The organism is Bradyrhizobium sp. AT1, assembly GCF_001590795.1.
Lineage (GTDB): Bacteria > Pseudomonadota > Alphaproteobacteria > Rhizobiales > Xanthobacteraceae > Bradyrhizobium.
The window spans coordinates 4174895-4185715 of record NZ_JXDL01000001.1 but is presented as its reverse complement, the minus strand read 5'-3'; the positions used below and the strand labels follow the sequence as shown (position 1 = coordinate 4185715).

Below are 10821 nucleotides of genomic sequence, written 5' to 3'. Positions count from 1 at the left end.
GATGGCGGGCACCGTGCCCGGCCAGCCGCAGCGCCGCCGCCTCAAGACGGATGACGATCCATTCGGAGCCGTCGGCGACTATGCCGGCAGCTTCCTGATCAAGGGCGGGCTCGAGCTCTCCACCGGCTATGACACCAATCCGACGCGTCTGAACAAGCCGGTCGGCTCCCCGGTCTACGTCGTCGCGCCTGACCTCGTTGTGATGTCCGACTGGGAGCGCCACGCACTGGTCGCCGATCTGCGCGGCTCGTTCTCCGGCTACACCACCAACATGCCGGCGACCATCGATGGCTTTGCCTCGCCTTCGCCGGTCGAGGCCAATCGTCCCGATTTCAACGGCCATGTCGACGGCCGCATCGACGTCGATCGCGACCTCAAGCTGACCTCGCAGCTGCGGCTGCGCCTCGCCACCGACAATCCCGGCAGCCCGAACGTGCAGGCCGGCCTGCAGAAATATCCTGTCTACGCCGCCTACGGCACCACGGTCGGCTTCGACCAGACCTTCAACCGCTTCCAGGTCGCCGCCGGCGCCACCGTCGATCGCACCGCCTATACGGACTCCAAGCTCACTGACGGCACGACATTCACCAACAACGATCGCGACTTCAACCAGTATGGCGGCATCGGTCGCTTCTCCTACGACCTCAAGCCCGGCCTGAAGCCGTTCGTCGAGATCCAGGGCGACACCCGGGTCCACGATCTGGCCGCCGATCGCAACGGCTACCTCCGCGATTCGAACGGCGGCTATGCCAAGGTCGGCTCGTCCTTTGAATTCTCGCGCATCCTCACCGGCGAGATCTCGGTCGGCTATTCCGCGCGCAACTACACCGATCCGCGCCTCAGCCAGCTCGCAGGCTTCCTGACCACGGGTTCGCTGATCTGGAACGCGAGCGGCCTCACCACGGTGAAGTTCTTCACCGACACGCAGATCGCCGAGACCACCATCCCCGGCTCCTCAGGCGTGCTGGTGCGCACCTATTCGGCCGAAGTCGACCACGACTTCCGCCGCTGGCTCACCGCCGTCGGCAAGTTCACCTACGGCACGCTCGACTACCAGGGCCAGAACCGCAACGACAAGACCTACTCGCTCGAAGGCAACCTGATCTACAAGCTCAACCGCAACATCTGGGTCAAGGGCACGCTACGCCACGACATCCTGGATTCGAACCAGGCGGGGTCCAGCTCGCAGGGGACGGTGGTGATGGTCGGGGTGAGGCTGCAGAACTAGCCAATCCAACTGCCAACTAAAGACCGAGTTATTTGGATCAAAGTGGCTATCGAAGGTATGGCCAAAAGTCCCAGCCCCGAAAAATAAGCAGCGGCAACCAACAACCGACCAACCTTTTTTGACGAATCTAGGGCGCGATAGTGTCTTGTTAGAATGTCAAGTTTGATGGAGGGGGCCAAATCTGGGTCGGTGAGTTGCGCGCCCAAAAAATCGTTAGTCGCTAACGACTCTCCCATTAAACTGTCGATTTTATGCTGGTGGTGCTCCAGCTCGAGATTTGTTGTTATGTCTCTGACGGAGAGGACGTAGTCCTCCACGTTCGCAAATCGCTTAATTCTTGGGTCGCACTGTACTTGGTAAAGGAAAGAGCCAAGGCCAAAAATCGTTAGGCCAAAATACAGAAAATACAGATTTGGAAAAAGAATCTGTTCTTGGCACGGATAGTCAATGCAGCGAAAGGCGAGCGCCTCGACGAGACGCTTGTTGAAAAGAATAAGATAGCCGAGAAATGGAATAAGTATGCTTGCTTTTGCTGCTGGCGAGTTTCCAATCGCCCGAAGCGATGACCATGTTGGTACGCTGATCACGATCAATCCAAGGAATCAATGACGGCTTGAATATCCTGCGGTTGAAGAGCCCATCTGTAAGCTGGGTGTATTTCCCATCCGTATCCGAATTCAACTATCTCAGTTGCAAGAAATCGACTCTCATCAAAGTATTTGCGATCAATCCCCGATGCCGTCTTTCGCCTCGCGGTAATGAAGTCGATTTTGTACAGAAATTGGATCAGGCTCCTAGGAGTTACATAGCGACCGTTCGCAAATCGCAGCGTTACATGCTGCATGATCTCGTGAAGCTTTACATTCAGTCGGTCGGTCGAAAACTGATAATTTCCGCGGTTCGATACTGCTTTTTTGTCGGCCTCATGTTCAGGAGAAGGTTTTCTATTTGAGGCAGTTCGGTGCGAAATTCGTTGATGATGTCTTGAAGTCTCTCTTGAGAATACGACTGAAAGCTATCGTCGAGGTCCTCTGACGAGATAATTTGATGGTTTCGACTCTGAGCCCTGCGGGCGGCTCCGTGAAAAAGTTTAACTAGATCTCTAGGCCGAGCTCGCGTGAGTGATAACAGCACGTTATGGATGGGCCGGTTATCCCAGTGCCCCTTCCCCCGAAATACCGGATCGATCACCTTGCTGAGTATGGTCTGAGTTATCTGCGGCTGTTGCAGTGCTTTGAGCGCTTTTTCGTCGACTTCTACTTTGAAGAAGGTTTGGATGCGCTTTGCTGCTAGACGCAAAATTTCATCGTTATTCCATTTGATCCAGATTACATTTCGCTCGATCTTGTCTGTAGATTCATCCGACGTCCGAACCAAAAAATATACGTCGCTGCGGAGGCCAATCCTGAAGCGGATGCGGTCGTCTGGCCCTGCAATATCGCGCATTGCGTTTAGCAAAGCAGAAATATTCTTGATGTCTTCAGAATTCGCTGTCCATCCGCGATCAATGTCATCGATATACAAAGTGACCGTGACAGCTCCTGGGTCAACGCCGCGTTCTTTCGCGTAAATCTCGATTGCCCTCGTATATACCTCGCGGAGTGACGCCGTGCTGCCACTTCGTATCTTATCGAGTGTTGACTCGTACGTTTCTGGATCGAGAAGTTTTAGAAGGCTTGATGCCAAGAAAGCCGAAATACCTTGCTTCCAGCCTTCGATCCGCGCAACAAGTGATGACGCAGTTGAGTTGATCGGTCTAATCGCGTCGATATCGCCGGATTGAAGCCAAAACGCGATCTTGGAAGCTTCGCTGTCTGCAAGGAATGCCCGCTTAAGCAAGGCACTTTTCCCGACCCCCTTGTGGCCAACCAGCACTCGAATCGCCAGATTGGAAACAACAGAATCGTAAGCTCCATTATAAAAGAAGTACTGCTTAAAGCGCTCAGGTTTCTCGTGTTCAGCGTCGTCTGCGCCAAAAAGAGTTTCTATTGTTTCATCGTCGAATTTTGGCATACGTCATTCCGTCGAATCGAGCAGGAAGACACTATAACAACCTCGACGATTACCATTTAGCTCATCTTTCGGCCAGCGCGGATATCGCTCAAGCAGTTACGTCTTAAGTATTTGGTTCATGGCCCCGATAGTGCGGTGCGGAATAAGAAAATCGCCCGCTTACGCAGGCGACGACAGTCTCACTTGTGGCTACCAATTCGCGCGCTTCACTCAGCGCGGCAGATCCGTCTTCCCCATCAGGAACGTATCGATCGACCTTGCACACAGCCGGCCCTCGCGGATCGCCCACACCACGAGCGACTGCCCACGCCGCATGTCGCCGGCGGTGAACACGTTCGGGCGCGAGGTCTGGTAGTCCAGCGTGTTGGCCTTGACGTTGCCGCGCGGGTCGAGCTCGACCGAGAGCAGCTTGAGCAAGCCCTCGTGCACGGGATGCACAAAACCCATCGCGAGCAGGACGAGGTCGGCGTCGAGTTCGAACTCGGTGCCGGCGATCGGCTTGAACTTGTCGTCGACATGCACGCAGTGCAGCTTCTTGACTTGGCCGTTCTCGCCGGAAAACTTCTGCGTCAGCACGGCGTATTCGCGCACCGCGCCTTCGGCCTGGCTGGAGGACGTCCGCATCTTCAGCGGCCAGTTCGGCCAGGTCAGGCCCTTGTTCTCGCGCTCAGGGGGAGCGGGCATGATCTCGAGCTGGGTCACCGACAGCGCGCCCTGGCGCAGCGAGGTGCCGATGCAGTCAGATCCGGTGTCGCCGCCGCCGATGACGACGACGTGCTTGCCGCCGGCCAGGATCTCCTGGACGCCGCCGAGCGGCTCCTCGGAGACGCGGCGATTCTGCTGCGGCAGGAAGTCCATGGCGTAGTGGATGCCGGCGAGCTCGCGGCCGGGGATCGGCAAATCGCGCGGGGCTTCCGCGCCGCCGGTCAGCGCCACCGCGTCGTACTCGTTGAGCATCTCGCGCGGATCGACATTGCCGTCAGCGCCGACATGGCTGTTGTAGTGGAAGGTGACGCCTTCGCCTTCCATCTGCCTGACGCGGCGGTCGATGACGCCCTTCTCCATCTTGAAGTCGGGGATGCCGTAGCGCAGCAGGCCGCCGGCCTTGGCGTACTTCTCGAACAGATGCACGTCGTGTCCGGCGCGCGCGAGCTGCTGCGCGCAGGCCATGCCGGCCGGGCCCGAGCCGATCACGGCGACCTTCTTGCCGGTCTTGACGGCTGCGATCTCAGGCTTGAGCCAGCCATTGTCCCAGGCGCGGTCGACGATCGCGCATTCGATGGTCTTGATGGTGACGGGGTTGTCGTCGATGTTGAGCGTGCAGGACGCCTCGCACGGCGCCGGACAAATGCGCCCCGTGAACTCCGGGAAATTGTTGGTCGAGTGCAGGTTGCGCGAGGCCTCTTCCCAATTGCCCTGGTAGACGAGGTCGTTCCAATCAGGGATCTGATTGTTGACCGGGCAGCCGGGCGTGCCGGGCGCGACCGAGCCCGTGCCGTGGCAATAGGGAATGCCGCAATTCATGCAGCGCGCGGCCTGGTCGCGCACCTCTTTCTCGGAGAGGGGAACGACGAATTCCTTGTAATGCTTCACGCGCTCGGCGACCGGGGTGTACTTGCGGTCGCGCCGTTCGATTTCGAGAAAACCCGTGATCTTGCCCATTAAACCCGAAGTCCCTGCCGCTTAATCGTCTGTTGCTTCCCCACCGTCATTGCGAGGTGCTCGTGACAAAATTGCGGGGCAATTTTGCACTTAAGCGACGAAGCAATCCAGTCTGTAACCGAGGAGAACGTCTGGATTGCTTCGCTACGCTCGCAATGACGGGCGCTGATAGTCTTACGCCCCGATCGCGATTTTCGGCTCGGCGTCCGCGTTGGCGGCCATTTCGCGCAGGGCGCGCCGGTACTCGACCGGCATCACCTTGCGGAATTTGGGCAGCCAGTCCTTCCAATTGGCGAGGATGTCGGCGGCGCGCTTGGAGCCGGTGGCTTTCGCATGGCGCGAGATCAGGACGTGCAGCCGCTCGACGTCGGAGGCGAGCAGGTTCTTGAACACGTCGACCCGGCCGTGCGCTTCGAGGTCACCGGAGTGGTGATAGGTGCCGGCGTTGATCAGCTCTTCCGACAGCACCGGCTCGAGCTCGACCATCGCCATGTTGCACAGCCTGTCGAAGTCGCCGGTCTCGTCGAGCACATAGGCGATGCCGCCGGACATGCCGGCCGCGAAGTTGCGCCCGGTCTTGCCGAGCACGACCACGATGCCGCCGGTCATGTATTCGCAGCAATGATCGCCCGCGCCCTCGACCACGGCAACCGCGCCCGAGTTACGCACGGCGAAGCGCTCGCCGGCGATGCCGCGGAAGTAGCACTCACCCTCGATCGCGCCGTACATCACGGTGTTGCCGACGATGATGCTTTCTTCCGGCACGATGGCGGAGTTCTTCGGCGGCTTGACGATGATCTTGCCGCCCGAGAGGCCCTTGCCGACATAGTCGTTGCCTTCACCTTCGAGCTCGAAGGTGACGCCGTGGGCGAGCCAGGCGCCGAAGGCCTGGCCGGCAGTGCCCTTGAGGCTGACATGGATGGTGTCGTGCGGCAGGCCGGCATGGCCGTAGATCTTGGCGACGGCGCCGGACAGCATCGCGCCCGCGGAGCGGTTGGTGCTGTTGATATTGGCCTCGATCTTCACCGGCGCGCCGCGGTCGAGCGCGGGCTTGGCCTGCTCGATCAGCGAGCGGTCGAGCACCGCCTCCAGATGATGGTTCTGGCGCTCGGAGTGATAGATCTTCTGGCCCTTCTCCTCCTTCTGCTTGACGAAGAGCTTGGAGAAATCGAGGCCCTTGGCCTTCCAATGCGCGACCAGCTTGGTCTGGTCGAGCAGCTGAACCTGGCCGACCATCTCGTTGAAGGTGCGGAAGCCGAGCGAGGCCATGATCTCGCGGACTTCCTCCGCAACGAAGAAGAAGTAGTTGATCACGTGCTCGGGCTGGCCGGTGAAGCGCTTGCGCAGGACGGGGTCCTGGGTCGCGACGCCGACCGGGCAGGTATTGAGATGGCACTTGCGCATCATGATGCAGCCGGCCGCAATCAACGGCGCGGTAGCGAAGCCGAACTCGTCGGCGCCCAAGAGCGCGCCGATCACGACGTCACGGCCGGTGCGGAAGCCGCCGTCGACCTGGACCACGATGCGGCTGCGCAGCCGCTCGCGCACCAGCGTCTGGTGGGTTTCGGCCAGGCCGATCTCCCAGGGCGAGCCGGCATGCTTGATCGAGGTCAGCGGTGATGCACCGGTGCCGCCTTCGAAGCCCGCGATGGTGACATGGTCGGCGCGCGCCTTGGCGACGCCCGCGGCCACCGTGCCGACGCCGATCTCGGAGACCAGCTTGACCGAGACGTCGCCCGTCGGATTGACGTTCTTGAGGTCGTAGATGAGCTGCGCCAGATCCTCGATCGAATAGATGTCGTGGTGCGGCGGCGGCGAGATCAGGCCGACGCCCGGCGTCGAATGCCGGACCTTGGCGATGGTCGCGTCGACCTTGTGGCCGGGCAGCTGGCCGCCTTCGCCGGGCTTGGCACCCTGCGCCATCTTGATCTGCATCATGTCGGAGTTGACGAGATACTCCGTGGTGACGCCGAAGCGGCCCGAGGCGACCTGCTTGATCGCAGAGCGCATGGAATCGCCGTTCGGCATCGGCTTGAAGCGATCGGCTTCCTCGCCGCCTTCGCCGGTGTTCGACTTGCCGCCGATCCGGTTCATGGCGATCGCGAGCGTGGTGTGGGCCTCGCGCGAGATCGAGCCGAAGCTCATCGCGCCCGTGGCGAAGCGCCGGACGATGTCCTTGGCCGGCTCGACCTGGTCGAGCGGGATCGGCTTGCGCTTCTCCTCCTCCGCGCTCTTGATCCGGAACAGGCCGCGCAGCGTCAGCAAACGCTCCGACTGCTCGTTGAGGATCTTTGCGAAGGCGCGATAGCGCTCCTGCGAGTTGCCGCGCGCGGCATGCTGCAGCAGCGACACCGATTCCGCGGTCCAGGCATGGTCCTCGCCGCGGCTGCGATAGGCGTATTCGCCACCGACATCGAGCGCGGTCTTGTAGACCTGGGCATCGCCGAACGCGTCGGCATGTCGGCGCACGGCTTCTTCGGCGATCTCGCCAAGACCGACGCCCTCGACGCGGGTATGCGTGCCCGCGAAGAACTTCGCGACGAAGTCGGCCTTCAGACCGACCGCGTCGAAGATCTGCGCGCCGCAATAGGACTGGTAGGTCGAGATGCCCATCTTGGACATCACCTTGAGCAGGCCCTTGCCGATCGACTTGATGTAGCGCTTGACGATCTCGTAATCGTCGAGCGAGCCGGGCAGGCGGTCCTTCATCGCGATGATGGTCTCGAACGCGAGGTACGGATTGATCGCTTCCGCGCCGTAGCCGGCAAGGCAGGCGAAGTGATGCACTTCGCGCGGCTCGCCGGATTCGACGACGAGGCCGACCGAGGTGCGCAGGCCCGTTCGGATCAAATGATGATGTACCGACGCACAAGCCAGCAGCGAGGGGATCGGCACGCGGTCGGTGCCGACCATGCGGTCGGACAGGATGATGATGTTGACGCCTTCGCGCACCGCGCTCTCGGCGCGCGCGCAGAGCTCGTCCAGCACCTGGTCCATGCCGGCCGCGCCGAGGCCGGCGTGGAAGGTGGTGTCCAGCGTGCGCGACTTGAAGTGGGTGTCGGCGACGTCCGAGATCGAGCGGATCTTTTCGAGATCCGCGTCGGTCAGGATCGGCTGGCGCGCTTCCAGACGCTTGGTGGTGGCAAGGCCCTGCAGGTCGAACAGGTTCGGCCGCGGTCCGATGATGGAGACGAGGCTCATCACCAGCTCCTCGCGGATCGGATCGATCGGCGGGTTGGTGACCTGCGCGAAGTTCTGCTTGAAGTAGGTGAACAGCGGCTTGGCCTTGTCCGACAGCGCCGAGATCGGCGTGTCGTTGCCCATCGAGCCCGCGGCTTCCTCGCCCGTGGCTGCCATCGGCGTCATCAGGATGGCGATGTCTTCCTGGCTGTAGCCGAACGCCTGCTGGCGATCGAGCAGCGACAGGTTCGAGCGCACGCCGGTGGTCGGCACCTTCGGCAGCTCTTCCAGCACGATCTGGGTCCGCTCCAGCCACTCCTTGTAGGGATGGCTCCTGGCGAGCTCGGCCTTGATCTCGTCGTCGGGAATGAGACGGCCCTGTTCGAGGTCGACCAGCAGCATCTTGCCGGGCTGCAGGCGCCACTTGGTGATGATCTGGTCCTCGGGGATCGTCAGCACGCCCATCTCGGACGCCATCACGATGCGATCGTCCTTGGTGACGAGATAGCGCGCGGGCCGCAGGCCGTTGCGGTCGAGCGTGGCGCCGATCTGGCGGCCGTCGGTGAAGGCGATCGCGGCGGGGCCGTCCCATGGCTCCATCAGCGCGGCATGATATTCGTAGAAGGCGCGGCGCTTCTCATCCATCAGGGGATTGCCGGCCCACGCCTCCGGAATCATCATCATGACGGCGTGCGGCAGCGAGTAGCCGCCCTGCACCAGGAATTCGAGCGCGTTGTCGAAGCAGGCGGTGTCCGACTGGCCTTCGTAGGAGATCGGCCAGAGCCGGTTGATGTCCTTGCCGTACAGCTCGGAGCTCACCGACGCCTGGCGCGCCGCCATCCAGTTGGTGTTGCCGCGCAGCGTGTTGATCTCGCCGTTATGCGCGATCATGCGATAGGGATGCGCCAGCGACCAGGCCGGGAAGGTGTTGGTCGAGAAGCGCTGGTGCACGAGCGCGAGCGCGCTCTCGAAATCCTTCTCGTGCAGGTCGGGATAGTACTTGCCGAGCTGGTCGGCGAGGAACATGCCCTTGTAGATCACGGTGCGGCAGGACATCGAGCAGGGGTAGTAGCCCGCAAGCCCGCGGTCGCGGCGCTGGTAGATCGCCTGCGAGATCGACTTGCGCAGGATGTAGAGCCGGCGCTCGAAATCGTCCTCGGTCTTGGCGGTGCCGTTGCGGCCGATGAACACCTGCATGCAGGCGGGCTCGGTCGGCTTCACGGTGACGCCGAGCGAGGAATTGTCGGTCGGCACGTCGCGCCAGCCGAGCAGGGTCAGGCCCTCTTCCTTGATCTGGTCGGCGATGATGCTCTTGATGACGTTGCGCCAGGCGGTGTCGCGCGGCATGAACAGCGCGCCGATGGCGTATTCGCCGGGCTGGGGCAGCGTGAAGCCGAGCTCTCCGGCCTTGCGGCTGAAGAAGGCGTGCGGGATCTGCACCAGGATGCCGGCGCCGTCACCGGCGCGCGGGTCGGCGCCGACGGCGCCGCGATGCTCGAGATTGCAGAGGATGCTCAGCGCGTCCGCGACGATCGCGTGCGACTTCTGGCCCTTGATGTTGGCGATGAAGCCGACGCCGCAGGAATCTTTTTCCAGGCTCGGATCGTAGAGGCCAACGGCCGGCGGGCGCGAATTATGTTCCTGAATCGGATCGGTCGTTTTCGAGGCGGCGGTCGCCGACAGCTGTTCTGCCACGATGTTTGCGCGCTCGACTTGCGACCCGTTCATTGTTCCAATCCTCTCCATGCGGCAAGCTGCCTCACCGCCATCTTCGGCGCACCTTGGGCGTTCCGCGGCACCCGCCTCTGGGTCACCGCTCGTCCGCTCGCGAGCCGCATTTTCTTAAATTCAGGCCTAGGCGTTCTTCGTCCCCGAGAACGGCTTTGCCTGGTATCTTGCCGGCGCTCGAAAGTGCCGGTTTTCGCTGCAATCCCTGTGCCGGAACCGCGAGCAAAATTGAGACAGTCTTCCTGTCCTAACCATCACCTTGCCAAATTTTTGTCTAGCACACAAGCGTGCGGAAGTCCCGATTCCCGATAAGTCAATCGATCGCTTTCCAAAAGTTGCGCGGCCCCGGTTTTGAAGCAAACGCGCCCCGATCCGGCCCTGCGGACGCCGAAATCCCAAATGAAGCTTCGGATCAACCCTTCGGAAGGCGCGCCACGCCGCAAGAAGCGAAAGAGCGCAAGCCGTTTAGGGCCTGACAGGAGCGTGTCGATCATGAAGTTTTTCACAGGATGTGTGGCTGCTGCCACGCTGGCTGCATCCATGGCTCAGGCGCAGGTTCCAGCGAGCGGTATTGCGGGAGGGGCACTGATCTCCGTGTCGGATTTCGACGGCCCCTATGCGCCGCCGGACGCTGCCCCGCCACCGCCGCCGCGTTACGGGCAAGGCTACGGTTACGGCCAAGGCCAAGGTTACGGTTATGGCTATGAGGATCGCGGCCCGGCAGCGGCGCTGCTGCCGGCCACCGAGGTCTATGCGGTGCTGCGCGACAACGGCTTCTCGCCGCTCGGCATCCCGCGCCTGCGCGGCGGCGTCTACACCATCGCGGTGATCGACCGGCGCGGCGACGACGGCCGGCTCGTGATCGACGCCCGCGACGGACGAATCTTGCGCTTCATGCCAAATGCGGATGCCTATGGCATGGCCCCGGCCTATGAGGAGCCCACGGCCGCGCCTTACGGTCCGCAAACCGCACTACCGCCGCCAACCATGGTCCGCGGCGGCCCGCCGCG

Annotated in this window: 5 protein-coding genes and 1 pseudogene; 2 read left to right on the top strand and 4 right to left on the bottom strand. The window is 61.7% G+C overall.

What is annotated here, in order from left to right; translation table 11 throughout:
• Positions 1 to 1228, top strand: a 1228-nt coding sequence (locus tag SE92_RS19485) for an outer membrane beta-barrel protein (RefSeq protein ID WP_063197566.1), incomplete at its 5' end; no start/stop codon positions are given.
• Here the strand turns inward: SE92_RS19485 and SE92_RS35965 are convergent.
• The 4 genes from SE92_RS35965 to gltB all read right to left on the bottom strand — a co-directional run bounded on the left by SE92_RS35965 (position 1225) and on the right by gltB (position 9811).
• Entirely contained in the window at positions 1225 to 1815 is a 591-nt protein-coding gene (locus SE92_RS35965; RefSeq protein ID WP_157095565.1) for a hypothetical protein, read from the bottom strand. The two genes, SE92_RS19485 and SE92_RS35965, sit on opposite strands and share 4 nt — an antisense overlap.
• A 277-nt stretch (positions 1816 to 2092) precedes the next feature.
• Positions 2093 to 3241, bottom strand: a complete 1149-nt coding sequence (locus tag SE92_RS19480) for a P-loop ATPase, Sll1717 family (RefSeq protein WP_245324646.1) — start codon at positions 3239 to 3241, stop codon at positions 2093 to 2095.
• A 210-nt stretch (positions 3242 to 3451) separates the two neighbouring features.
• Positions 3452 to 4903, bottom strand: coding sequence for a glutamate synthase subunit beta (locus tag SE92_RS19475; RefSeq protein ID WP_063197563.1), 1452 nt, complete (start codon positions 4901 to 4903; stop codon positions 3452 to 3454).
• Positions 4904 to 5077: 174 nt separating this feature from the next.
• A complete protein-coding gene (gene gltB, locus SE92_RS19470; protein WP_063197561.1) occupies positions 5078 to 9811 on the bottom strand; it encodes a glutamate synthase large subunit in 4734 nt (1577 codons plus the stop codon).
• A 492-nt stretch (positions 9812 to 10303) separates the two neighbouring features.
• Here gltB and SE92_RS36755 point away from each other — a divergent pair.
• Positions 10304 to 10821 (top strand): annotated as a pseudogene (locus SE92_RS36755) (hypothetical protein); the annotation flags it as partial.